General features: G+C 63.6%; 21 protein-coding genes. 8 read left to right on the top strand and 13 right to left on the bottom strand.

Annotation, left to right across the window (positions count from 1 at the left end; translation table 11 throughout):
• Positions 1-2 precede the first annotated feature (2 nt).
• The 3 genes from aceA to C5N93_RS26400 all read right to left on the bottom strand — a co-directional run bounded on the left by aceA (position 3) and on the right by C5N93_RS26400 (position 3,336).
• Positions 3-1,325: an isocitrate lyase gene (gene aceA / locus C5N93_RS26390; RefSeq protein ID WP_069344947.1), complete on the bottom strand. Its 1,323-nt coding sequence runs from the start codon at positions 1,323-1,325 to the stop codon at positions 3-5.
• Between the two features lie 426 nt (positions 1,326-1,751).
• Positions 1,752-2,663 carry an EamA family transporter gene (locus C5N93_RS26395; RefSeq protein WP_242561594.1) on the bottom strand — a complete coding sequence of 304 codons (912 nt, stop codon included), beginning with the start codon at positions 2,661-2,663 and terminating at the stop codon, positions 1,752-1,754.
• Positions 2,664-2,847: 184 nt separating this feature from the next.
• Complete coding sequence (locus C5N93_RS26400; protein WP_277990479.1) at positions 2,848-3,336, bottom strand: gamma-glutamylcyclotransferase family protein; 489 nt, start codon at positions 3,334-3,336, stop codon at positions 2,848-2,850.
• A gap of 106 nt (positions 3,337-3,442) precedes the next feature.
• Between C5N93_RS26400 and C5N93_RS26405 the strand changes: the two genes are divergently transcribed.
• A complete protein-coding gene (locus C5N93_RS26405; RefSeq protein WP_242561621.1) occupies positions 3,443-4,294 on the top strand; it encodes a helix-turn-helix transcriptional regulator in 852 nt (283 codons plus the stop codon).
• Here C5N93_RS26405 and C5N93_RS26410 read toward each other — a convergent pair.
• From C5N93_RS26410 to clpB, 4 genes are all read right to left on the bottom strand, one after another.
• A complete protein-coding gene (locus C5N93_RS26410; protein WP_242561595.1) occupies positions 4,257-5,180 on the bottom strand; it encodes a LytTR family DNA-binding domain-containing protein in 924 nt (307 codons plus the stop codon). The two genes, C5N93_RS26405 and C5N93_RS26410, sit on opposite strands and share 38 nt — an antisense overlap.
• A complete protein-coding gene (locus tag C5N93_RS26415) occupies positions 5,177-6,442 on the bottom strand; it encodes a histidine kinase (RefSeq protein ID WP_242561596.1) in 1,266 nt (421 codons plus the stop codon). The genes C5N93_RS26410 and C5N93_RS26415 overlap by 4 nt, the downstream gene beginning before the upstream one ends.
• Positions 6,443-6,450: 8 nt before the next feature.
• Positions 6,451-7,056, bottom strand: a complete 606-nt coding sequence (locus C5N93_RS26420) for a DUF2306 domain-containing protein (RefSeq protein WP_242561597.1) — start codon at positions 7,054-7,056, stop codon at positions 6,451-6,453.
• Positions 7,057-7,405: 349 nt separating this feature from the next.
• Complete coding sequence (gene clpB, locus C5N93_RS26425; RefSeq protein WP_242561598.1) at positions 7,406-10,033, bottom strand: ATP-dependent chaperone ClpB; 2,628 nt, start codon at positions 10,031-10,033, stop codon at positions 7,406-7,408.
• Positions 10,034-10,351: 318 nt separating this feature from the next.
• Between clpB and C5N93_RS26430 the strand changes: the two genes are divergently transcribed.
• The gene (locus C5N93_RS26430; RefSeq protein WP_242561599.1) at positions 10,352-10,870 is read left to right on the top strand and encodes a group III truncated hemoglobin; all 519 of its coding nucleotides are present in this window, start codon (positions 10,352-10,354) and stop codon (positions 10,868-10,870) included.
• A gap of 68 nt (positions 10,871-10,938) precedes the next feature.
• Here the strand turns inward: C5N93_RS26430 and moaE are convergent, their stop codons facing one another.
• The 6 genes from moaE to C5N93_RS26460 all read right to left on the bottom strand — a co-directional run bounded on the left by moaE (position 10,939) and on the right by C5N93_RS26460 (position 17,182).
• Positions 10,939-11,403: a molybdopterin synthase catalytic subunit MoaE gene (gene moaE, locus C5N93_RS26435; RefSeq protein WP_242561600.1), complete on the bottom strand. Its 465-nt coding sequence runs from the start codon at positions 11,401-11,403 to the stop codon at positions 10,939-10,941.
• Positions 11,404-11,423: 20 nt separating this feature from the next.
• Positions 11,424-11,684, bottom strand: coding sequence for a molybdopterin converting factor subunit 1 (moaD, locus tag C5N93_RS26440; protein ID WP_150723066.1), 261 nt, complete (start codon positions 11,682-11,684; stop codon positions 11,424-11,426).
• A gap of 47 nt (positions 11,685-11,731) precedes the next feature.
• A complete protein-coding gene (gene glp / locus C5N93_RS26445) occupies positions 11,732-12,943 on the bottom strand; it encodes a gephyrin-like molybdotransferase Glp (protein ID WP_242561601.1) in 1,212 nt (403 codons plus the stop codon).
• A gap of 91 nt (positions 12,944-13,034) precedes the next feature.
• Positions 13,035-14,501 carry a threonine synthase gene (thrC, locus tag C5N93_RS26450; RefSeq protein WP_242561602.1) on the bottom strand — a complete coding sequence of 489 codons (1,467 nt, stop codon included), beginning with the start codon at positions 14,499-14,501 and terminating at the stop codon, positions 13,035-13,037.
• A gap of 74 nt (positions 14,502-14,575) precedes the next feature.
• A complete protein-coding gene (locus tag C5N93_RS26455) occupies positions 14,576-15,886 on the bottom strand; it encodes a homoserine dehydrogenase (RefSeq protein WP_069344935.1) in 1,311 nt (436 codons plus the stop codon).
• Between the two features lie 36 nt (positions 15,887-15,922).
• Positions 15,923-17,182: a pyridoxal phosphate-dependent aminotransferase gene (locus C5N93_RS26460; protein WP_347403328.1), complete on the bottom strand. Its 1,260-nt coding sequence runs from the start codon at positions 17,180-17,182 to the stop codon at positions 15,923-15,925.
• Positions 17,183-17,442: 260 nt separating this feature from the next.
• Between C5N93_RS26460 and C5N93_RS26465 the strand changes: the two genes are divergently transcribed.
• The 6 genes from C5N93_RS26465 (at position 17,443) to C5N93_RS26490 (ending at position 23,269) form a co-directional block, all read left to right on the top strand.
• Positions 17,443-17,832, top strand: coding sequence for an Mth938-like domain-containing protein (locus C5N93_RS26465; protein ID WP_150723063.1), 390 nt, complete (start codon positions 17,443-17,445; stop codon positions 17,830-17,832).
• Positions 17,829-19,607 carry a glycosyltransferase family 39 protein gene (locus tag C5N93_RS26470; protein ID WP_242561604.1) on the top strand — a complete coding sequence of 593 codons (1,779 nt, stop codon included), beginning with the start codon at positions 17,829-17,831 and terminating at the stop codon, positions 19,605-19,607. Before C5N93_RS26465 ends, C5N93_RS26470 begins: the two co-directional genes overlap by 4 nt.
• 67 nt (positions 19,608-19,674) lie before the next feature.
• The gene (locus C5N93_RS26475) at positions 19,675-20,046 is read left to right on the top strand and encodes an SMR family transporter (RefSeq protein WP_069344931.1); all 372 of its coding nucleotides are present in this window, start codon (positions 19,675-19,677) and stop codon (positions 20,044-20,046) included.
• Positions 20,047-20,172: 126 nt separating this feature from the next.
• Positions 20,173-21,339: a DegT/DnrJ/EryC1/StrS aminotransferase family protein gene (locus tag C5N93_RS26480; protein ID WP_242561605.1), complete on the top strand. Its 1,167-nt coding sequence runs from the start codon at positions 20,173-20,175 to the stop codon at positions 21,337-21,339.
• Positions 21,336-22,358 carry a glycosyltransferase gene (locus tag C5N93_RS26485; protein ID WP_242561606.1) on the top strand — a complete coding sequence of 341 codons (1,023 nt, stop codon included), beginning with the start codon at positions 21,336-21,338 and terminating at the stop codon, positions 22,356-22,358. The genes C5N93_RS26480 and C5N93_RS26485 overlap by 4 nt, the downstream gene beginning before the upstream one ends.
• Entirely contained in the window at positions 22,355-23,269 is a 915-nt protein-coding gene (locus C5N93_RS26490; protein ID WP_242561607.1) for a formyltransferase, read from the top strand. The genes C5N93_RS26485 and C5N93_RS26490 overlap by 4 nt, the downstream gene beginning before the upstream one ends.
• Positions 23,270-23,273: the final 4 nt, after the last annotated feature.

Consider the following 23,273-nt stretch of genomic DNA (forward strand, 5'->3'; position numbering starts at 1 on the left):
GGTCAGGCTGCCTTGACCTGCGCCTTCTTTTCGTCGAAGAACTGTTCGTCCTCCGTCGAACCCTTCAGGGCCGTGGTCGATGCGTCGCGCTCGATCGTTTGCGTGACGGCATCGAAGTAGCCCGTACCCACCTCGCGCTGGTGCTTGACTGCCGTGAAGCCCTTGTCGGCTGCGGCGAATTCGGCTTCCTGCAACTCCACGAAGGCGCTCATCTGACGGCGGGCATAGCCGTGAGCCAGGTTGAACATCGAGTAGTTCAGGCTGTGGAAGCCGGCCAGCGTGATGAACTGGAACTTGTAGCCCATCGCACCGAGTTCCTTCTGGAACTTGGCGATGGTGGCGTCGTCGAGGTTCTTCTTCCAGTTGAACGACGGCGAGCAGTTGTACGAAAGCATCTTGCCCGGGAAGTGCTTGTGGATGCCTTCCGCGAACTGCTTGGCGAACTCGAGATCCGGCTTGCCGGTTTCGCACCACACCAGGTCGACGTACGGTGCGTAGGCAAGACCGCGAGCAATGGCCTGATCCAGACCGTTACGCGTGCGGTAGAAGCCTTCGACCGTGCGCTCGCCGGTGCAGAACGGCTGATCGAGCGGATCCACGTCGGCGGTAATCAGGTCGGCCGCTTCGGCATCGGTACGGGCGATGAGCACCGTCGGCACGCCCAGCACGTCGGCAGCCAGACGCGCCGCCACCAGCTTTGCCACGGCTTCGCGCGTCGGCACGAGCACCTTGCCGCCCATGTGGCCGCACTTCTTGACCGAAGCGAGCTGATCTTCGAAGTGCACGCCGCCGGCGCCCGCTTCGATCATCGCCTTCATCAGTTCGAAGGCGTTGAGCACGCCACCGAAACCGGCTTCCGCGTCGGCCACGATCGGGGCGAAGTAATCGATATAGCCTTCGTCGCCCGGATTCTTGCCTTCCGACCACTGGATCTGATCGGCGCGCGTGAAGGTGTTGTTGATACGGCGCACGACCTGCGGCACCGAGTTCGCCGGGTACAGCGACTGATCCGGGTACATTTCACCGGCAACGTTGGCGTCGCCTGCAACTTGCCAGCCCGACAGGTAGATGGCCTTGAGACCAGCCTTCACCTGCTGCATGGCCTGATTGCCGGTGAGCGCGCCGAGGGCGTTCACGAACGGCTCGTCGTTGATCATGCTCCACAGGCGCTCGGCGCCGCGACGCGCCAGCGTTTGTTCCGGCTGAATCGAGCCGCGCAGACGCACCACGTCTTCGGCCGAATAACCCCGCTTGATACCCTTCCAGCGCGGGTTGGTTGCCCAGTCTTGTTCGAGTTGCTTCACTTGCTCTTGGCGCGTCGTCATGATGATCTCTCCTGGTTTCTCGATACAGATATAAAGGGGGTAATCCGTTGCTGCCCGGTGATCGCCGCGACTGCGGTTGACCGCTTTCGGCGTGTCCAGATCGGCAGGTCTTGTATAAGAGTTTAGGGATTTCTCATGCAACGCAACAGAACGAATTAGCGCCTCGAAGAAGATTTTTTGTTTATAAAAATCAAATACTTGAATAAATAATTTCTCAATACGAAACGTTATTTTCCTTCCTGAAATGACCGAGTTGTGCCAAGCAGCGCAAATTTTTACGCACCGCAAAGGCATTCCACATCATGAAAAAAGCCGATGACACAGGTCATCGGCTTTGGAGGATTTGCCTCGCCAGGGACGCTATCGTCCCGCGGGTAAGTGACTGGAGACGTTCTGCGCGCGCGTCGAGGCCGCGCTACGCATGCTCTAGGACGCGGCTCGGCTTGTGGACGGAACCGTCTTGGGCGGCTTGCATACCAGCCAGACAGCCACGGCGATGAAGCAGCCGCCGAAGAAGTGAGCCATCGTGACGGCTTCGCCCAGAAACAGTGCCCCCCACAGCACGCCGAACGGCGGGATCAGGAACGTGACGGTCAGCGAGCGCAGCGGCCCGAGATCGGCAATCAGACGGAAGAACAACATATAGGCGACGGCGCTGCACAGGAAGCCGAGCGCGGCCATCGCAGCCCAGACGCCGGCGGTCGTCGGCCCCGGCATACCGGACGTTGCGCTCACGTACCCGAAGAACGGCAGCAGCACCACCGCGGCCCCCAGTTGGCTGCCGAACGCGACGAGTTTGGCGTCGAGGCCACCTTTTTCAGTGATCCAGCGTTTGGTGAGATAACCCGCGAGCCCATAGCAGGACGTGGCGACCAGACAGGCGAGCGCCCCCATCAGGACCGGCCCCGACATCGTGACCGGGCCCGTGCGTGTCAGCACCGCCACACCGATCAGCCCGAGCACCACGCCCCAGCTCTTCGCCCCGGTCAGACGCTCGCGGAAAAACAGCGTGCCGATTACCACGCCCATCATCGGCGTGGTGGCGTTCAGGATGGCGGAGTATCCGGCGGGCAGCACACGTGCGGCGAGGCAGTACATCACGAACGGGATGCCGGAATTGATGACGCCGAGCAGCATCGACGCCCCCAGCAATCCTTTGAACTCCCAACGAACGCGCAGTGCCAGCAAGATCACGGCCAGACCGACGGCACCCAGCGTGACGCGGAAAAACGCGGTGGGTAGCGGCCCGAGCGCGGGTACGATGATGCGCATGAAAAGAAAGCTCGCGCCCCAGATGGCAGAGAGCGTCAGCAAGCGGGCGATATCGGATGAACGCATGGTCGGACAGACGGCACGCATGGCCGCCCGGAAAGAATCGGGATGCCTGAATCGTCCCACAACGGCATCGGCAGCGCTGGTCATAATCGGACATGGCGCCGTTGGGTCGGAACACCTTGGCTGATGGCCCCTTTGCTTGAGAGACCTCAGACCGATAGCAAGCGTCAGACACCGCCCACGACACTCATGCCGCGCTAGTATCCCGTGCGCGGCGATAGGCGACCCAGTCGCCGCCGACGATCTGTGGAAGTTGGCTCACCGCCGACTCGCCCACGGGGTAGACGATGCACGCGTATGCCGTACCGCTGCACGTCACGTCTTGCATCTCGCGCACGAACAACCCCGCTTCGCCCGGGTAGACGGCTTCGATTTCGTCGAGTACCGGAATCAGCGCCGGGGAAATACGATAGACGTCGCCGGTGACCCGCTCCGCCTGTCCGGACGTCATCCCGTCCAGCACCATGCCCGGGTAGTGGCCGAAATCGTAGAGGCGTCCGCCAAGCGTGGAAGTGCCGACGAACACCGGCGCCGCAATCCCGTGGCGCGCCGCCGCACGCATCATGTCGTTGATCTCGCCCGCACGCAGCGTGCCATAGACGAAAACGTGCACGGCGTCGCCCTGCGGATCGGTCGCGGGAGAAGGCGTCGAGGTATCGGGCGAGGCATTCGTCATGTCGGGGGTCCGGATCGAAAGTGACAGGCAACGAGTTTACACTTACAAAAATCCCAATTGTCGCGATCACGCCATGCCGAATCTTGCGCCCGAGCCATCCGGTCCGATGGATGCCGAGCCGCCCACCGCCATCCAAAGCGAGTTCGACAGCTATGTCGTGCCCGAAGCCTTCGCGCCGACGCGAGCGCGCCCGGTACGCTTGCGTGCGCGGCCGTTGAGCGACGGCATTCGCGTGCCCAACCATCGACACGCCTGGGCGCAGGTCGCCTACACGCCGCGCGGCGTCATCCAGATCGCCGTTGCAGACGCCGCGTGGATCGTCCCGCCGTCGCGCGCCATCTGGATTCCGCCCGATATCGAGCACAGCCTTCAGGTCAATGAGCCGTCGTATCTGCGAACGCTTTACGTGCATCCCGAGGTCATTCCTTCGGGCCTCGATCACTGTCGTGTGGTGGAAGTCTCGCCGTTGCTGCGCGAACTCATCGCCGCCATCGACGTCCCCGACGAGGACCTCGACACGCCACGCGAGCAAATGCTCGGCGGTTTGATTCTGGACGAATTACGCCGCGCGTCGCCGCTACCGCTGGAGGTGCCTCTGCCGCGCGACAAACGGCTGCTCACGCTTTGCAACGCGATGCTCGCCGACCCGGCGCGCGCCTGGACGCTCGATCAATGGGCACGATATGCCGGTGCGAGCCCGCGCACCATCGGACGCCTGTTCCGGCAGGAACTGAATATGAGCTTCGTGCAGTGGCGCCAGCAGGCTGTCCTGGCGCAGGCGATTCCGCTTGCCTCGAAGGGCTACCCGCTGGCTCGCATCGCCCGCGAACTGGGCTATCGGAGTCAGAGCGCGTTTTCCGCGATGTTCAAACGCACCTTCGGACGCACCCCGACCGATTTCTTCGCCACGCCGCCGGACATCACATCTGGCGGAACAGGTGAGCGTACTGACGACTGACGGCCACGCGGTCTTTTCGTCGCTTGAGCTTGAGGGTCAGACGACCGAGCGGCGTGTGCTGCGCGCTGACGACCTCGCCCACATTGACCACGGTACTGCGATGCACTTGCCAGAAACGCGACGGATCGAGCTGCGGCAGCAGTTCGCGCAGACTCGTGCGAATCAGCAGATCGCCATCGACCGTTGCCACGACGACGTATTTATCCGCCGCTTCGAAAAAGCAGATTTCCTCGACCGGCACGATGCGGATCTCGTCGCGCACGGAAGCCCGCACGAATTGCAGGTACTCGCGAGGGGCTTGTGGCATCGTCGGCGCCCGGAGTTCGCCAGTGGCGCCATCCGTCGGCTTCGTGCCTCGCACACGATTCGCACCGCTGGCCCCATGACGGTCATGCGCATCATTCTCACCCTTCGCCCCCGGCGCGCCGATTATCGTAGCCGTCGCTGACGGCACGGTCTCCAGATGCGCGCGCAGCGTGGTCAGCAGTTGGGAAAGCGTGTCACCGGTTGGAGCAGCCAGGCGCTCGCGTACACGTGCCACCGTCCGCGCGAGTCGCTCCGGCTCGACTGGCTTGAGCAGATAGTCGATGGCAGCGGCGTCGAAGGCATCGAGCGCGTAGCGGTCGAAAGCCGTCACGAACACGATTTGCGGCGGATGGGTCAGGCGGGCGCAAGCGCGGGCGACGTCGATGCCGGTTGCCCCGGGCATCGAGATGTCGAGAAACACGACATCCGGACGCGCTTGCGCAATGGCGGCAATCGCCGACGTGCCGTCCGACGCGTCGGGCAGCACTTGCAACTCCGGCCACGCCTGCGCGAGCATGGCGCGCAGCGCGTCGGCGAGCAACGGTTCGTCTTCGGCAATCAGGGCGACGGGGGATGTCATGCACTCCACTCTCTGCGACTAGAAACCTGGGTACCGCTTGCACTGCCGACGGCGTCCGCACCTACGGACGCCCTCACCGGCAAACGCAGCGTTGCGACGACACCCTGCGGCACGCCTTCACTGAGCGTGAGGCGCGCCTCGTCGCCATAGAGCACCCGCAAGCGCTCCCGAATATTCGTCAGACCGATACCAGCGGTACGTGCAGAACGGTCGGTATCGATTCCGCCAGACGCCATGGCCGTGTCGACGGCGAAACCTGCGCCGTCGTCTGCTACGCGAAGCACGACATACGTCACATCGGACCTTATGCCGGATGCCACGCCGGACGTCATGCCAGATGCTTCACCGCTCCCAGCACGCTCCAGCCGGGCGCTCACGGTCACCGTCGCGCCCGTGGACAGCGGTTCCACACCATGTTTGACTGCGTTCTCGACCAGCGGCTGCACGAGCAGCGGCGGAAGACTCACCGCGCGACATTCGTCCGGCAGATCGAACGTATAACGCAAACGCTCGCCGAAACGTACCTGCTGAATCGCCAGTAAGGCGTCGAGCAGCGCAAACTCGTCGGCGAGTGTCGTCGCATCGGCACGGGTCGCCGCAAGCGAGGCACGCAGGAACCGGTTGAGATGCCCAAGCAGCACGCGCGCCCGCGCCGGATCGCTCGCGATGAGCGAGTCGAGATTCGCGAGCACATTGAACAGAAAGTGAGGTTCCAGTTGCGCTTGCAGTGTCTGAAGGCGGGCATGCGCCAATTGCCTGTCGGCCGCCGCCTCACGCAATGTCTGCTGCGCCGCCGCTTCCCGCAACTGTGCGATACGCGCCCGCGACCAGCCGTGATAACTGCCGATCGCCGAGGCGATCAGCGCAACCAGCAGCGCCAGCGGCAACGCATGACCGTTCACGGGCCGCCACATCGACAGCGGCAGTCCCAGCAACGCCGTGCCCGTCGCAATGCCCAATACCAGGCCGGCGAAACAGCCGCCGACGACGAGCGTCAGGAACCACGGCATCGATGGTCGGGCGTCGCCCCAGATCACCCGGCGGCCACCGTCGATGAACAGTGTGATGGCAATGCCGATGCACTGACTGAAGACAAGGTTCTGCCAGAACGTGCCGCCGAAGCCGATCACCCACAGCAGGAACGCCACGACCGTATTGAACAGCAGGACGCCGGCCAGCTCGCGAACGAAGCGATGCCCGTGGCCGTGCGACGTCCCGAGAGCGCCGGCATGCTCAGTCTGTACGGATGAGGGAGATTTCATCGTCGAACTCATTGCCCTGCCCCTCCCGCTGCCGCGATCCACGTCGCAGCGGCTGCGTCGTTCTCAACCGTCGATGCGGACGTCATGAGGGTTTGCGTTGGTTTATGCGGCGTAATTTGCGTCTGTTTTAATGCACCTGCCTGCTTATCGCTATCGCCGCCATGCCGGGCATCGGTGTGCCCCGGCGCGGGAGATCCCCCCGGCGGTACGTCATGTTGCCACACTTGGGCGAGCGCGATGCTGAGCGTGCGCCCCGGCACCACGACGGCCGCAATGCCCGCAATCGCCAGCCCGGCGTACAGGCCGAGCATCTGTCGGCGATGCGCGGCGACGTGGTGCTGCCGGATCGCCCTCACGGCAAACACCAGACTCACCAGCACGTACATGGCGAGCGCGTGCAGCCACGAAAAATGGCCCTTCTCCAGTTCGCGAATACCGAAGCTCGTCGCGGCAGTCGCGGCCATCGCCACGACCCACAGACGCCCCAGCCACCGATGTCGCGGTGTGCCTCGCGGCATGAGCAGAATGCCTGCCCCCACCAGCAACGCCGTCACCGCCGCCCCCAGATGCATCGCCACTATCGTCGCCATGATGTCCTCGTCAGGTTGATTCATGGCGTGACGATAGGACGCGGGCGCACCCGGCACACCCGGCTTGCGACGAACGGACGGCGATCCTCGCCAACGGTTGCCGGATGGCGCGAATGACAGCGGTCGTTCCGGCGGCACCCATGGCGTCCGGCCACTATCCGATGGTGACGGCAGTGGCAGCAACCGCAAGGACCGCAGCGGTCGCGCATTTTCGCCGAGGATTGTGACATGACGATGCACGCGAGCCGCCGACCGTCCGGCGAGGGACCGACTGGGCTGTCAGCTATCGCAACGCGGTGAAAAAAATCCCCGCGCTCCTTGCGAAGCGCGGGGATGACGACCTGCATTTCCGGCGATAACGCCGGCCGACGCCTTACTCGGCGGCGGCTTCGGTCTGCTCGCTCACCTTCGCGGCGGATTCGCCCTCGAAAGTGAAGCGACCATTACGCCAGTCGACCGGGATCGTGTCCTTCGGCCCGAACTTGCCCGCGAGCACCAGCTTGGCGACCGGGTTCTCGATCTCCTGCTGAATCGCCCGCTTGAGCGGACGCGCCCCGAACACCGGATCGAAGCCCTCTCGCGCCACATGCGTGAGCGCCGCCTTGGTGACTTCGAGATTCATGTCGAGCTTCGCCAGACGTCGACGCAGAATCTCGATCTGGATCGTGGCAATCGACTCGATGTGCTTCTGGTCGAGTCCGTGGAACACCACGACTTCGTCGATCCGGTTCAGGAACTCGGGACGGAAGTGATCCTTGATCTCCGTCCACACCGCGTCCTTGATCCGTTCCTGCGGCTCGCCGACCATCGACTGAATCATCGACGACCCGAGGTTCGACGTCATCACGATCACCGTGTTCTTGAAGTCCACGGTGCGCCCCTGACCATCGGTCATCCGGCCATCGTCGAGCACTTGCAACAGCACGTTGAAGACATCCGGGTGCGCCTTTTCGACCTCGTCGAGCAGGATCACGCTGTACGGCTTGCGACGCACGGCTTCCGTCAGATAACCGCCTTCCTCATAGCCGACGTAGCCCGGCGGCGCCCCGATCAGACGCGCCACGCTGTGCTTCTCCATGAACTCGCTCATGTCGATGCGAATGAGGTGATCCTCCGAATCGAACAGGAACATGGCGAGCGCCTTGCACAGCTCGGTCTTGCCCACACCGGTCGGCCCCAGGAACAGGAACGAACCATACGGACGGTTCGGATCCGACAACCCGGCGCGCGAACGGCGGATGGCGTCGGCCACGGCGGTAATCGCCTCGTCCTGCCCCACCACACGCTCGTGCAGCTTGACTTCCATGTTGAGCAGCTTTTCGCGCTCGCCCTGCATCATCTTCGACACAGGAATGCCCGTGGCACGCGAGATGACCTCGGCGATTTCTTCCGTGCCCACCTGCGTGCGCAACAGACGCGGCTGCGACTGCTGTCCCGCGGCTTCGGCGGCGTCGGCATCCTTCAACTGGGCTTCGAGTTGCGGCAGCTTGCCGTATTGCAGCTCAGCGACCTTGTCGAGCTTGCCTTCGCGTTGCAGCTTTGCGATCTCGGCACGCACACGGTCGATCTCTTCCTTGACCTGCGCGCTGCCCTGCACGGCGGCCTTCTCGGCCGTCCACACCTCTTCGAGATCGGCGTATTCGCGCTCCAGACGCGAAATCTCTTCCTCGATCAACGCCAGACGCTTCTGCGAGGCTTCGTCCGTTTCCTTCTTGACGGCTTCGCGTTCGATCTTCAACTGGATGAGACGACGGTCGAGCTTGTCCATCACTTCCGGCTTTGAATCGATTTCCATCTTGATCTTCGACGCCGCCTCATCGATCAGGTCGATGGCCTTGTCCGGCAGGAAGCGATCGGTGATGTAGCGCTGGCTCAGCTCCGCCGCTGCCACGATGGCCGGGTCGGTGATCTCCACGCCGTGGTGCAGTTCGTATTTTTCCTGCAAGCCACGCAAGATGGCGATGGTCGCCTCGACGCTCGGCTCTTCGACGAGCACCTTCTGGAAACGGCGCTCCAGCGCGGCATCCTTCTCGATGTACTTCCGATATTCGTCCAGCGTGGTCGCGCCGATGCAATGCAGCTCGCCGCGCGCGAGCGCCGGCTTGAGCATGTTGCCCGCATCCATCGCGCCTTCGGCCTTGCCTGCACCGACCATCGTATGAATTTCGTCGATGAAAAGGATCGTGCGGCCTTCGTCCTTGGCAATGTCGTTCAGCACGCTCTTCAGACGCTCTTCGAACTCGCCGCGGAACTTCGCGCCGGCCAGCAACCCGGCCATGTCGAGCGCGAGCACGCGCTTGTTCTTGAGCGACTCCGGCACTTCGCCGTTGACGATACGCTGGGCAAGGCCTTCCACAATGGCCGTCTTGCCCACGCCCGGCTCGCCGATGAGCACCGGGTTGTTCTTCGTGCGGCGTTGCAGGATCTGGATCGTGCGACGAATTTCGTCGTCGCGGCCGATCACCGGATCGAGCTTGCCGGCAGCCGCGCGCTCGGTCAGGTCAAGCGTGTATTTCTTGAGCGCTTCGCGCTGCCCTTCGGCATCCTGACTATCGACGGAAGCGCCGCCGCGCACGCCTTCGATGGCGGCTTCCAGCGATTTGCGGGTCAGGCCGCGTGCGCGAGCCAGCTTGCCCGTCTCGCCCTTGTCGTCGGCGAGCGCGAGCAGGAACATTTCGCTGGCGATATAGCTGTCGCCATGCTTCTGCGCTTCTTTGTCGGCCTGATTGAGCAGGCCTGCGAGGTCGCGGCTAACCTGCACATTGCCGTCGGTGCCCTGCACCTGCGGCAGCTTGGCCAGCGCCGTCTCGATGTCATGCGCCAGCGGCTGAACCTGAACGCCTGCGCGTTGCAGCAGCGAGCGCGCGGCGCCCTCGGGTTGTGCGATCAGCGCGGCGAGGAGGTGCAGCGGCTCGATGTATTGCTGGTCGCGACCGACTGCCATGCTTTGGGCATCAGCCAGCGCTTCCAGGAACTGCGTGGTGAATTTGTCTTGTCGCATCTAGTGCTCCGGTAAGAAATCTCTCTGGATCGGATGTGCGGACAATCCCCTGTGGTTTCAAGGGGCATTACAGCGCGACATTTGACATTTCGCGCAATGCCGGACGAGGGCCGGCTTCAGGGCTTGTTGCGAGGGCATGGCGCCCTCTCGGTGCGTTGGCTGCGTCGGGCGCGTGCGCTGGGCGCATGCCTTGAGGCAACCGCAGGACACGCCCGGGTTTGAGGCTCATAATAGCCACTTTCAGCACACCGCACCATGCGTCCTCCTGACGGCCGGAAGCCCGGATTCCCGTCACGGCGGGCTCGGCTGTCCGTCGACATGTCTACCCAGATTTCCCGCCAAATCACCGCCGAAGCCAACGATCCGGGCGCCCCGCCCCCCCTCGAATGGCCTGCGGCCCGCCTGTCCGAAATCGACGAAGACGCCGTGCGCCTGCTCGTCCATACGTTCTACGGGCGCATTCGTGACGACGACCTGCTCGGCCCCGTCTTTCGGCAGGCGCTCGAAGGTCGCTGGGACATGCATCTGGAGAAAATGGTGGCGTTCTGGTCAAGCATTGTGCTCGGGGCCAAACGCTACCGCGGCAATGTGACGCAGGCCCATCAGCCCTTCGGTCATCTGAGCGGCGAGCACTTCAGCCGCTGGCTCGCCCTCTTCTTCGACACGCTGGACAAGCTGTTCGAACCGCAGGCCGCCTTCGCCTTCGCGGAACCGGCGATCCGGATCGCGGAAAGCCTTCAGTTGAACCTGTTCGGATGGGAATACACGCTGCCGCCGGCGCAACGGGCGCTGCTCGACAGCATCAAGCAGCGGCGGCCGGCACGGCCACATGAGTGACCTGCGGCCAAGGGACGGTTGACGGTTTAGGAACCGTTAAGGGACGCTAAAGGGCGCTCAAAGTCGTCTCAGGACTTCTCGCCACTCACCCAGCGCTCACGGGCGGCGGTATCGGTCTCGCGGGCGTCGACCCAGCGTTCGCCCTGCGGCGTCGATTCCTTCTTCCAGAACGGCGCTTCGGTCTTCAGATAGTCCATGATGAATTCGCACGCGGCAAACGCATCTCCGCGATGCGCCGAGGTCACGGCCACCAGTACGATCTGATCGCCCGGCCCCAGTTCGCCATAACGGTGGATCACCAGCGCATCGAACAGACGCCAGCGTTCGCGCGCCTGCACGACGATGGCCTCCAGCGCCTTTTCCGTCATGCCCGGGTAGTGTTCGAGCGTCATGCGCGAGACATCCTTGCCGTCGTTCAGGTCGCGCACGGTACCCACGAAGGTCGCCACAGCGCCCACGCGCAGATCGTCCGCCCGCAAACGCCGGATTTCCTCCGACAGGTCGAAATCTTCAGTCTGAACACGAATCGGCATGGAATCTCGTTCCCTCTAGCTCAACCGCCGGTCACCGGCGGGAAGAATGCGACTTCGCAACCCTCGGTCAGGCGGGTGGACGCCGGCACCATCGTGTGGTTCAACGCCATGCGCAACGAGCGTTGCGGCCCGAGCGTCTCGGCCCAGACCGGGCCACGCGTGCACAGCCATTCGCGCACGTCTCCCACCGTGGCAACCCCTGCGGGCACCGCGTCCACATGTTCCTCAGCGACATTCAGCGCCTCGCGGACACTGGCGAAAAAGCGAAGATCGATCTGCATAGTCTGTCCGGCGTGCCGCCCGGGTTTGCGGGCTGCACCCCTGTCTCTCAATATAGAAGGTCGGAGAACGGCAGGAACGCCACCGTCTGCCCCGCTTCGATGCGGTGCTCCGGCGGATTGTCGATGAGACCATCGCCCCAGACGGTCGAGGTCAGCACCGCCGAACTCTGATTCGGGAAGGCGTCGAGGCCGCCCTGATCGTTGATGCGGGCGCGCACGAACTCGTTGCGGCGGTCCGCCTTCTTCTGCGTGAAATCGGCGCGCATCGCAATGCGGCGCGGCGTGACGTTCGCCGCACCCTGCAAACGCAGGATAAACGGGCGCACGAACAGCAGGAAGGTCACGAAGCTCGACACCGGATTGCCCGGCAGGCCAATGAAATGCGCCGTCTCGCCGTTCGCCCGGTTGACCTCGCCATACGCGAGCGGCTTGCCCGGCTTGAGCGCGATCTGCCACAGATTGAGACGCCCCTCCGCTTCCACCGCCGGCTTGACGTGATCTTCCTCGCCGACCGAGACACCGCCTGACGTGATGATCAGGTCGTTGCCGCGCGCCGCGTCGCGCAAGATCGCGCGGGTGGCCGCCAGATTGTCAGGCACGATGCCGTAATCGGTCATCTCGCAGCCCAGATTTTCCAGCAGGCTGCGCAACACGAAACGATTGGAGTTGTAGATGCTGCCGGCGCGCAACGGCTCGCCGGGCATCGTCAGTTCGTCGCCGGTGAAGAACACGGCCACGCGCAGACGCCGGGCGACCTGAAGCTTCGCGATGCCCACCGACGCCGCCAGACCCAGCGCTGGCGCGCGCAACCGGGTACCGGCTGCCAGCACCACGCTGTCACGGCGAATGTCGGCGCCCTGTCGGTTGACGAACTCACCCGCGAGCGGCGTATGACGGATGACGACCGAGCCATCGTCACGCGCTTCGCACTGCTCCTGCATCACGACGGCATCCGCGCCCGGCGGCACCGGCGCTCCCGTGAAAATGCGCGCCGCGGTGCCGCTGGCGAGCGGCTGCGGAGCGTGCCCGGCGGGAATGCGCTGCGAGACGGGCAACACCGTCTCGGCGCCGCGCAGATCGGCCACACGCACGGCGTAACCGTCCATCGCGCTCGTGTCCATCGGCGGGACATCGAGCGTGGCGACGACATCGGCCGCCAGCACGCGGCCGTTCGCCGCGAGCGTATCGACCGTCTCGCGCGAATCGAGCGGACGCGCCGCGGCCAACACCGCGTCGAGAGCTTCTTGAGTACTCAGCATGCAAATGGCCCGGAAGTCATGGGGCGCCCTAACGCTAAGGCACGCAAAGCGTAACAAGCGTAATAAGGCGCCCGATTCATGGAACGACGGCTCACAGGCCGGTGTGCTCCGCGATGTAGGCCTTCACGCGCTCGGCATCGTTCGGCACCGTATCGAAACGCTGCGGCAGCGACTCGAGTTGCTCGAAACCTGCCGGACGCGGCGGCTCGCGGTGCAACGCCTCGCGAATCGTCTCGGCGAACTTCGCCGGCTGTGCCGTCTCCAGCACGACCATCGGCACGCCGGGTTCGAGCGCTTCGCGCGCGACCTTCACGCCGTCGGCCGTGTGGGTATCGATCACGATGTCGTAGCGCTTGGCCACGTCCTGAATCGTCGCCAGACGGTCCGCGTGCGTGCTGCGTCCGGACACAAAGCCGAACTGGGTCACGCGAGCGAACGCCTCACTGCCCGACAGATCGAAGCCGCCCTCGCGCTCGACCTTCGAGAGCAGGTCGGCCGTCGCGGTGGCGTCGCGGCCCAGCAGATCGAACAGGAAGCGCTCGAAGTTCGATGCCTTCGAGATGTCCATGCTCGGGCTGCTGGTATGGAACGTTTCGGCCGACTTGCGCACGCGGTAACGACCCGTGCGGAAGAACTCGTCGAGCACGTCGTTTTCGTTGGTCGCCACGACCAGCTTGCGGATCGGCAGGCCCATCATGCGCGCGATGTGACCAGCGCAGACGTTGCCGAAATTGCCCGACGGCACGGTGAACGACACTTCGCCGTCCTGTCCCGACTTGCCGCCCGTGGCTGCGAAGTAGCCCTTGAAGTAATAAACGACCTGCGCCACGACGCGCGCCCAGTTGATCGAATTGACGGTACCGATCTTGTAGCGCGCCTTGTAGGCGTGATCGTTGGAGACCGCCTTGACGATGTCCTGCGCATCGTCGAACACGCCTTCCACCGCCAGGTTGAAGATGTTCGGATCTTGCAGACTGTACATCTGTGCGGTCTGGAAGGCACTCATCTTGCCCGCCGGCGACAGCATGAAGACGCGAATGCCTTCCTTGCCGCGCATGGCGTACTCGGCCGCGCTCCCCGTATCGCCGGACGTCGCCCCCAGAATGTTGAGCGCATCGCCATGCTGCGCCAGTGCGTACTCGAACAGATTGCCGAGCAACTGCATGGCCATGTCCTTGAACGCCAGCGTGGGGCCGTTCGAGAGCGCCAGCAGCGAGAGCTGCGTGTCCTTCTCGATGCCCAGCGGCAGCAGCGGCGTGATGTCCGCAGCGTCTTCGCCCGGACGCACGTTGCGGTACACCTCGGCGGTGTACGTGCGCTTCGTCAGGTCGGCCAGCACTTCCGCCGGGATGTCTCCTGCAAACTTCGTCAGCACTTGGGCCGCCAGTTCGGCGTACGACAACTGACGCCAGGCGCGCAGTTCGTCGGCCGTCACCTGCGGGTATGCCGTCGGCAGATAGAGACCCCCGTCCGGGGCCAGGCCGCCGAGCAGAATGCTGGAGAACGATTGCGGCTCGCCCGAAGTCAGGCCCGCACCGCGCGTGGAGATGTATTTCATGGGAATCGTGTCCTGTCGTATCGGTTCTTGCGAGCGGCGCCCGATTTCCGGGCCCGCTCAGCTCGGCGTGGAGATCAGCTCAGCGCTTCCATACGAATACGCGTGACCTTCGAGAGCACCGTATCCATCGCTTCGATCTTCGCGATGGCCGCATTGATGTGCTTTTCCAGCGTCTGGTGCGTCAGGATGATGATGTCGGTCTGGTGCTCGCCTTCGCGCGATTCCTTCTGCAGCAGCGCGTCGATGGAGATGTCCAGATCGGCCAGAATACGCGTGAGTTCCGCCATCACACCGGCGCGGTCGACCACGCGCAGACGCAGGTAGTAGCTCGTGGTGACTTCGTCGATGGGCAGCACCGGGGTGTCCGACAGCGAGTCGTGCTGGAACGCCAGATGGGGCACGCGGTGCTCCGGGTCAGCCGTCTGCAGACGGGTAACGTCCACGATGTCAGCCACCACGGCCGAGGCCGTCGGCTCGGCGCCCGCGCCCTTGCCGTAGTACAGCGTGGCGCCCACGGCGTCGCCCTGCACCAGCACGGCATTCATGGCGCCTTCCACGTTGGCGATCAGGCGCTTGGCCGGAATCAGCGTCGGATGCACGCGCAGCTCGATGCCGGCTTCCGCACGACGCGTAATGCCCAGCAGCTTGATGCGATAGCCGAGTTCTTCCGCGTACTTGATATCGAGCGCGGCGAGCTTGGTGATGCCTTCGACGTAGGCGCGGTCGAACTGCACCGGCACGCCGAACGCGATGGCGCTCATGAGCGTGAGCTTGTGCGCGGCGTCGACGCCTTCGATGTCGAAGGTCGGATCGGCTTCCGCGTAGCCCAGACGCTGCGCGTCGGCCAGTGCGACGTCGAAATCGATGCCCTTGTCGCGCATCTCCGACAGGATGAAGTTCGTGGTGCCATTGATGATGCCGGCGATCCACTGAATGCGGTTGGCCGTGAGACCTTCGCGCAGCGCCTTGATGATGGGAATACCGCCGGCCACGGCGGCTTCGAACGCGACCATCACGTTGGCCTTGCGCGCGGCAGCGAAGATTTCGTTGCCGTACACGGCCAGCAGCGCCTTGTTGGCGGTAACCACGTGCTTGCCGTTCTCGATGGCCTTGAGCACCAGCTCCTTCGTAAGGTCATAGCCGCCGATGGTCTCGACGACGACATCGATGGCGGGGTCGTTCACGACCTCGAACGGATCGCCGGTCACCACGGCGGCGTGGCCCACGAGGCCCTTGGCGCGTTCGACGTTACGAACCGCGACCTTCGTAATCTCGATCCCCCGGCCGGCGCGACGTTGAATTTCTTCCTGGTTGCGAGCCAGTACCTGGAAGGCGCCGTAGCCTACCGTGCCGAGGCCGAGCAGGCCCAATTTGATCGGTTTCATGCAGTTTTACTCAAAAGTCGAAATCGGTTGCGCGCATCACTTGCCGTGGCGACGGCGATAACCGTCAAGGAAGCGGGCAATGCGACTGATGGCGTCTTCCAGGTCGCCCTCGTGAGGCAGGAACACTACGCGGAAATGGTCGGGATGCATCCAGTTGAAACCACTGCCCTGCACCAGCAGGACCTTCTCTTCGAGCAGCAGCTGGAGAATGAAGTCCTGATCGTTGGCGATGGGGTACACCGCCGGATCCAGACGCGGGAACAGATAGAGCGCCGCCTTCGGCTTCACGCACGTGACGCCCGGAATGGCAGTGAGCATATTGAACGCGATCTCGCGCTGCTCATACAGACGGCCGCCCGGCACGATCAGGTCCTTGATGCTCTGATAGCCGCCCAGCGCTGTCTGAATGGCGTACTGGCCCGGCACGTTCGGACACAGGCGCATCGAGGCGAGGATGTTCAGCCCTTCGATATAGTCGCGCGCCGGGCGCTTGTCGCCGGACACCACCATCCAGCCCGCGCGGTAACCGCACGCGCGATAGCTCTTGGACAGACCGTTGAAGGTGATCGTGAGGACGTCTTCAGACAGCGAGCCGATCGACGTGTGCTCTTCACCGTCGTAAATGATCTTGTCGTAGATCTCGTCGGCGTAAATGATGAGCTTGTGCTCACGGGCGAGCGCGACGATGTCCTTGAGGAGTTCGTCCGAGTAGAGCGCGCCGGTCGGATTGTTCGGGTTGATGATGACGATCGCGCGCGTGTTCGGCGTGATCTTCTTGCGGATGTCGGCCAGATCCGGCTGCCAGTCGGCCTGCTCGTCGCAGATGTAATGCACCGGCGTACCGCCGGACAGACTGACCGCCGCCGTCCAGAGCGGATAGTCGGGCGCGGGGACGAGCACTTCGTCGCCGTCGTTGAGCAGTGCCTGCATGGCCATCACGATCAGCTCGGACGCCCCGTTGCCGAGGTAGATGTCGTCGAGCTGAACGTCCTTGATGCGCTTTTGCTGGCAGTAGTGCATGATCGCCTTGCGCGCCGCGAACACGCCCCGGGAATCGGAGTAACCTGCCGAATTCGGCAGATTGCGGATCATGTCCTGGACAATCTCGTCAGGCGGCTCGAAGCCGAACGGCGCCAGATTGCCGATGTTCAGCTTGATGATGCGATGACCTTCGTCTTCCATGCGCTTGGCATGTTCGAGCACGGGCCCACGAATGTCGTAGCAGACATTCTGCAATTTCTGCGATTTGAGGATCGGTTTCACGGCGGTTGTGGTCTTGACGGGCGACGCAGGAATCCGGACAGGCCGGGAATCCGCTGAAGTTGCAGGCGGGATGAAGTGAAAAATGCCGCACTGCAACGGTTTTGCCGTGCTGCGTACGGCAAAAAGCTATAATTTAGCCAATTATGACAGAGTTCGGCAATGCATCATTGACGGTTTGCGGCATGCAAGGCAAGATGCCCGCCCGTTAGCGAGTCCGTCACCCGCCGCATCCATGACGATCTGTCGATCGCTCAGCCACCACTGGGTAACCACTGGGTAGGGAATCTCCGAAAGTGAAACTGCATCAAGACCCGTCGCAAGCAGCATTGAACACGGTCACCGGCTATGGCCCGGGCTATGTCGAGGTCAACAAGGTTCGTTACGACGAAAGCGTGATCATTGCACCGGAGGGAGACGTCCTGCCCTGGCCGGTGTCCCGCTTCGACGCGCTCGACGCCTCGCACTTCGAAGCGCTGCGCGCCCTCGACCCCGAAGTCGTCATCTTCGGCAGCGGCGCCCGCCTGCGTTTCGCCCATCCGCGCCTGACCACGGCGCTGACCAGCCAGCGCATCGGCGTCGACTCGATGGACACGCAAGCCGCCTGCCGCACGTACAACATCCTGATGAGCGAGGGACGCCGCGTCGTCCTGGCCGTGCTCATCGAGACTGAGGCGACTGAGTGAGCCGCCGCCCGCTCAGTTCCGGCCCATCGGCCGCCGACCCTCTCGCGCCGCCCGCGCCCTTTCCTTCTGTCGCCACCGGCAGCACCGGCACGCCGGAAGCGGCCTACCCGCTCTCGCCTGCCGCCTTCTGGCTGCTGCTCCTCGCGTTCGCACTCGTCTGGTTCGGCGTGCTCGACTATCGCCACCTGATTGCCAGCGACGAAGGCCGTTACGCCGAGATGGCGCGCGAGATGTGGACGACCGGCGACTGGATCACGCCGCGCTACAACGGTTACAAGTATTTCGAAAAGCCGCCGCTGCAAACCTGGATGAACGCGCTTACGTTCGCGGCCTTCGGCCTCGGCGAATGGCAGGCGCGGTTCTGGACCGCCCTGACCGGCTTTGCCGGCGTGCTGATGGTCGGCTTTACGGGACGCCGCGTGTTCAATGCCCGCGTCGGCCTGTTCGCGGCCGCTGCGCTGGCCGCCGCGCCGCTGTGGTCGCTGCTCGGGCACTTCAACGTGCTCGACATGGGCCTGTCGTTCTTCATGGGTCTGTCGCTGTGCGCGCTGCTGCTGGCGCAACGCCCCGGTATCGGGCGCCCAGCCGTGCGCGGCTGGATGTGGCTGTGCTGGGCCGCCATGGCGCTCGCCGTACTGAGCAAGGGGCTCGTCGGCATCGTGCTGCCCGGCGCCGTGCTGGTGCTCTACACCGTGATCTCCCGCGACTGGGCCCTGTGGCGCCGGCTCTACCTCGGCAGCGGCCTGATCGTCTTCTTCGCGATCGCCACGCCCTGGTTCGTGCTCGTCCAGATGCGCAACCCGGAGTTCTTCGACTTCTTCTTCATCAACGAACATTTCCGCCGCTTTGCGATGGAAGGCCATAACCGGGATGGCGCACCGTGGTACTTCGTGCCGGTGTTCCTGGTGGGCTTCCTGCCGTGGCTGTCTGTGCTGCCCGGAACCCTACGCGCAACGTGGCGCATGCCGCGTCAGCCCAACGGCTTCGCCCCGGCCGTGATGCTGTGGGTGTGGTCGGCCTTCATCTTCGTGTTCTTCAGCGCGTCGCACTCGAAGCTGATTTCGTACCTGCTGCCGATCGCCCCGGCGATGGCCCTGCTCTTCGGCTTGTATCTGGCGCAGTTGCGTCGGGATACCGTACGTGTGCACATGGCCGGCTACGCGATCTTCCTGATCGCCGCGCTGGTGATGGTCGCCATCTTCGTCGGACGTGCCGGCAGCGTGCGCAACCCGAACGAGTTGTACAAGGCGTTCCAGGTCTGGTTGTACTTTGCGCTCGGCGCAGGGTTGATCGGTACGCTTGTCGCGTGGCGTCTCGCACGTCACAGCGCACGCCGCGCCCTGTTGACGTTCGCCGGCGGCATGCTGGTGCTCGTGACGATCGGCGGCATGGGTCACGAAGTGTTCGGCCGTCAGAGCACGGGGGTGCTGCTCGTGCCAGCCATCAAGGCGGAAATGCAACGCCTCGGCCCCGACGTGCCGTTCTATTCGGTGAATGTGCTCGATCACACCATGCCCTACTACCTCGAGCACACGATGATCATGGTGCAGCACCCGGATGAGCTGGAGTTCGGCGTGAAGCAGGAGCCGCAGAAGTGGTTGCCGACGCTCGACGCCTTTTACGCCCGCTGGCGGGCCGATCCGAAGGCGCTCGCGCTGGTCGATCCGGACACGTTCGGCAAGCTGGAAGCCGAGCATCTGCCGATGCGCATCATCGCGCGCGATGCGAGGCGGGTCGTAATCTCCAAGCCTTGGCCCGAAGACAACGTAAAATAACGCCGCCTGGGTTTTCCCGGCCCGATGACGGCATCCATAATTATTCACAAACGTTCACAAACGTTCCATGAATCTCGCGACGTTTTCCCTTATTCTCACGGGCGTGCTGCTCAACGCGTGCGCTCAGTTGTTGCTCAAGGCGGGCGCCAATACCATCGGCGCACTTGAGTTCACGCGTGCCAACATCGTCCCGATCGGCATCAAACTGGCCACACAGTTGCCGATCATGGGCGGGCTCGTCTGCTATGCCATCAGCGTGGTCGTCTGGATTCTGGCGCTCTCGCGCGTCGAAGTCTCGATTGCCTATCCGATGCTGTCGCTGGGCTACGTCGTCAATGCGTTCGCCGCCTGGTATCTGTTCGGCGAGACCCTGTCGATGCAGCGGATCCTGGCAATCGGCATCATTCTTGTGGGTGTTTATATCCTGGCGCGCAGCTAAGTCTGCCCGTCCGGCGCAATCACCGGATGCGCCGCCCCCGTCGATCCTGGCGATCCCGTGGGCTGGCGCGCATCTCATGCAGCTTCCCCTGCATATTCGAGCTACTTTGAGGGTTAGTCATACATCATGAGCGACTCGGCAACCTCCCAACCGAATCAACCGTTCCTCCCGTTCACGCGCCCGACGCTCGACGACGCGACCATCAACGGCGTGTCCGAAGTGCTGCGTTCGGGCTGGATCACCTCGGGCCCGCAAGTGCAGGCCTTTGAAAAGGCACTGTCCGAATATTTCGGCGGTCGTCCGGTGCGCGTCTTCAATTCGGGCACCGCTACGCTCGAAATCGGCCTGCGTATTGCCGGCGTGCAAAGCGGCGACGAAGTCATCACCACGCCGCTGTCGTGGGTCGCAACGTCCAACGTCATTCTGGAAGTCGGCGCCACGCCGGTGTTCGTCGACGTCGATCCGGCCACGCGCAATATCGACCTCGACCTGCTCGAAAAGGCGATCACGCCCAAGACCCGGGCCATCATCCCCGTTTATCTCGCCGGCCTGCCGGTGGATATGGACCGGCTGTACGACATTGCTCGCCGTCATAACCTGCGTGTCGTCGAAGACGCCGCACAGGCCATGGGATCGGGCTGGAACGGCAAGCGTATCGGCTCGTTCGGCGACCTCGTGTCGTTCAGCTTCCATCCGAACAAGAACCTCACGTCCATCGAGGGCGGCGCGCTGGTGTTCAATACCGACGACGAAGCGCGTCTGGCCGAGAAATACCGCCTCCAGGGCGTGACCCGCTTCGGCCTCGACGGTATGGACGTGGACGTGCTCGGCGGCAAGTACAATCTCACCGACGTGGCCGCACGCGTAGGCTTGGGGCAGATGCCGCATCTGGCGGCCTTCAACGCCCGCCGTACGGAACTGGCACGTCTGTATTTCGATACGCTCGCGGGCGGCGCCGCCGTCCAGTTGGGCGTCGGCCTGCCCCATGCCGATTTCACGAATTCGAACTGGCATATGTTCCAGATCGAACTGCCGCTGGAGCGCCTGAGCATCGATCGGGCTGGCTTCATGGAGCAGTTGAAGGCGCGCGGCATCGGCAGCGGCGTCCACTACCCGGCCATCCACCTGTTTACAATGTATCGTGCGTTGGGCTTCAAGGACGGCCAGTTCCCGCATGCGGAACGTCTGGGCCGTGCAATCCTGACCCTGCCGCTGTTCCCTGCCATGACGGATGCCGACGTTGCGCGCGTCTGCGAAGCCGTGAATGCTATTTGCGCTGATCACAAAAAATGAATCGACCACAACTCTCTGTCGTCATCCCGGTATACAACGAAGAGGCTGGCCTCGGCGCGCTCTTCGACCGGCTGTACCCGGCGCTCGACAAGCTGGGCGTGACCTATGAAGTGGTGTTCGTCAACGATGGCAGCCGGGACCGCTCGGCTGCTCTGCTTGCCGAGCAATATCGCGCGCGCCCGGATGTGACGCGCGTCGTGCTGTTCAACGGCAACTACGGCCAGCACATGGCCATTCTCGCCGGCTTCGAGCACACGCGCGGCGAATGGGTCATCACGCTCGACGCCGACCTCCAGAACCCGCCGGAAGAGATCGGCAAACTGGTGGCACAACTGGCCGCCGGGCACGATTACGTGGGCACGGTGCGTATGAACCGTCAGGACACGTGGTTCCGCCGCAACGCCTCGCGCGCCATGAACCGTCTTCGTGAGCGCATCACGCGCATCCGCATGACCGATCAAGGCTGCATGTTGCGCGGCTACAGCCGCCACATCGTCGATACGGTCAATCAGTGCCGCGAAATCAACACGTTCATCCCGGCATTGGCCTTTACCTTTGCGCAAAATCCGACGGAAGTGGATGTCGCGCACGAGGAACGCTTCGCCGGTGAATCGAAGTACTCGTTGTACTCGCTGATTCGTCTGAATTTCGACCTCGTGACCGGCTTCTCGGTCGTGCCGCTGCAATGGCTCTCGGGCGTGGGCATCTCGCTGTCCGCCGCGTCGGGGTTGCTGTTCATCGTGCTGATCGCGCGACGCTTCCTGTTCGGCTCGGAAGTCCAGGGGGTATTCACGCTGTTCGCCGTGACATTCTGCCTGCTCGGTGTGATTCTGTTCGGCATGGGCCTGCTCGGTGAGTACATCGGCCGCATCTATCAGCAAGTCCGCCAGCGTCCGCGTTATCTGGTACAAGCGGTGCTCGAAGCGCAGGCCACCGGTCACACGGAACACGCAGCCGTCGGCGGGCAAAGCGCTACGCTGAGCACGGGGGCGACCGAACTGGGATCGCACACGTCATGAGCGCAACGTCTGCCAAAGCCGTCGTCTTTGCGTATCACAACGTCGGCGTTCGTTGCCTGCAAGTGCTGCTCGCTCGCGGCGTCGACGTCGCTCTCGTGGTGACTCATCAGGACAATCCGAACGAGAACATCTGGTTTGGTAGCGTCGCCGGTGTCGCGGCCGAGCATGGCATCCCGGTCGTCACCCCCGACGATCCTGCGGATCCCGCGCTCGCCGAACGCATCCACGCCGTGGCGCCGGACTTTATTTTCTCGTTCTACTACCGCCACATGATCCCGGTGGCCGTGCTGGAAATCGCACCGCAAGGCGCGTTCAACATGCACGGTTCGCTGCTGCCGAAGTATCGCGGCCGTGTGCCGGTGAACTGGGCGGTTTTGCGAGGCGAAACCGAAACGGGCGCCACGCTGCATGAAATGGCGCTGAAGCCGGACGCCGGGGCGATCATCGACCAGACGTCGGTACCGATCCTCCCGGACGACACGGCTGGCGAGGTTTTCGAGAAAGTGACGGTCGCCGCGGAACAGACGCTCTGGCGCTGCCTGCCGGGTCTGCTCGCGGGTACGGCCCCGCGTCACACGAACGACCTCGTCGCCGGCAGCTACTTCGGTGGACGCAAGCCCGAAGATGGTCGCATCGACTGGCATCGGCCGGCGCAGGATGTCTACAACCTGATTCGCGCCGTTGCGCCCCCGTATCCCGGCGCATTTACCGACGTGGCGGATCGTCGCTGGGTGGTCACGCAAGCTCGCCTGTCACGCTCGCCCGCCCCCGCCGGTTTGCCCTGTGGACTGCAAGTAGTGGATAATGCGCTCCTCGGCATTTGCGGCGACGGAAATGCCATCGTCATTCATGAACTAACGCTGGACGGCAAGCTTGTCACGCCGGAACAGTTTTCCCAGCTCAATCACTGACCGT

It is taken from the genome of Pandoraea sp. LA3 (genome assembly GCF_022696215.1).
GTDB lineage: Bacteria > Pseudomonadota > Gammaproteobacteria > Burkholderiales > Burkholderiaceae > Pandoraea > Pandoraea capi.

Coding starts and splice junctions, on each gene's coding strand:
- C5N93_RS26395 (WP_242561594.1), bottom strand. CDS start 2,663: ATGCGTTCATCCGATATCGCCCGCTTGCTGACGCTCTCTGCCATCTGG.
- moaE (WP_242561600.1), bottom strand. CDS start 11,403: ATGCCGATTCGTGTTCAGACTGAAGATTTCGACCTGTCGGAGGAAATC.
- C5N93_RS26405 (WP_242561621.1), top strand. CDS start 3,443: ATGGATGCCGAGCCGCCCACCGCCATCCAAAGCGAGTTCGACAGCTAT.
- C5N93_RS26480 (WP_242561605.1), top strand. CDS start 20,173: ATGAGCGACTCGGCAACCTCCCAACCGAATCAACCGTTCCTCCCGTTC.
- C5N93_RS26420 (WP_242561597.1), bottom strand. CDS start 7,056: ATGAATCAACCTGACGAGGACATCATGGCGACGATAGTGGCGATGCAT.
- C5N93_RS26475 (WP_069344931.1), top strand. CDS start 19,675: ATGAATCTCGCGACGTTTTCCCTTATTCTCACGGGCGTGCTGCTCAAC.
- glp (WP_242561601.1), bottom strand. CDS start 12,943: ATGCTGAGTACTCAAGAAGCTCTCGACGCGGTGTTGGCCGCGGCGCGT.
- C5N93_RS26490 (WP_242561607.1), top strand. CDS start 22,355: ATGAGCGCAACGTCTGCCAAAGCCGTCGTCTTTGCGTATCACAACGTC.
- moaD (WP_150723066.1), bottom strand. CDS start 11,684: ATGCAGATCGATCTTCGCTTTTTCGCCAGTGTCCGCGAGGCGCTGAAT.
- C5N93_RS26455 (WP_069344935.1), bottom strand. CDS start 15,886: ATGAAACCGATCAAATTGGGCCTGCTCGGCCTCGGCACGGTAGGCTAC.
- C5N93_RS26400 (WP_277990479.1), bottom strand. CDS start 3,336: ATGACGAATGCCTCGCCCGATACCTCGACGCCTTCTCCCGCGACCGAT.
- aceA (WP_069344947.1), bottom strand. CDS start 1,325: ATGACGACGCGCCAAGAGCAAGTGAAGCAACTCGAACAAGACTGGGCA.
- C5N93_RS26485 (WP_242561606.1), top strand. CDS start 21,336: ATGAATCGACCACAACTCTCTGTCGTCATCCCGGTATACAACGAAGAG.
- C5N93_RS26415 (WP_242561596.1), bottom strand. CDS start 6,442: ATGAAATCTCCCTCATCCGTACAGACTGAGCATGCCGGCGCTCTCGGG.
- thrC (WP_242561602.1), bottom strand. CDS start 14,501: ATGAAATACATCTCCACGCGCGGTGCGGGCCTGACTTCGGGCGAGCCG.
- C5N93_RS26430 (WP_242561599.1), top strand. CDS start 10,352: ATGTCTACCCAGATTTCCCGCCAAATCACCGCCGAAGCCAACGATCCG.
- C5N93_RS26410 (WP_242561595.1), bottom strand. CDS start 5,180: ATGACATCCCCCGTCGCCCTGATTGCCGAAGACGAACCGTTGCTCGCC.
- clpB (WP_242561598.1), bottom strand. CDS start 10,033: ATGCGACAAGACAAATTCACCACGCAGTTCCTGGAAGCGCTGGCTGAT.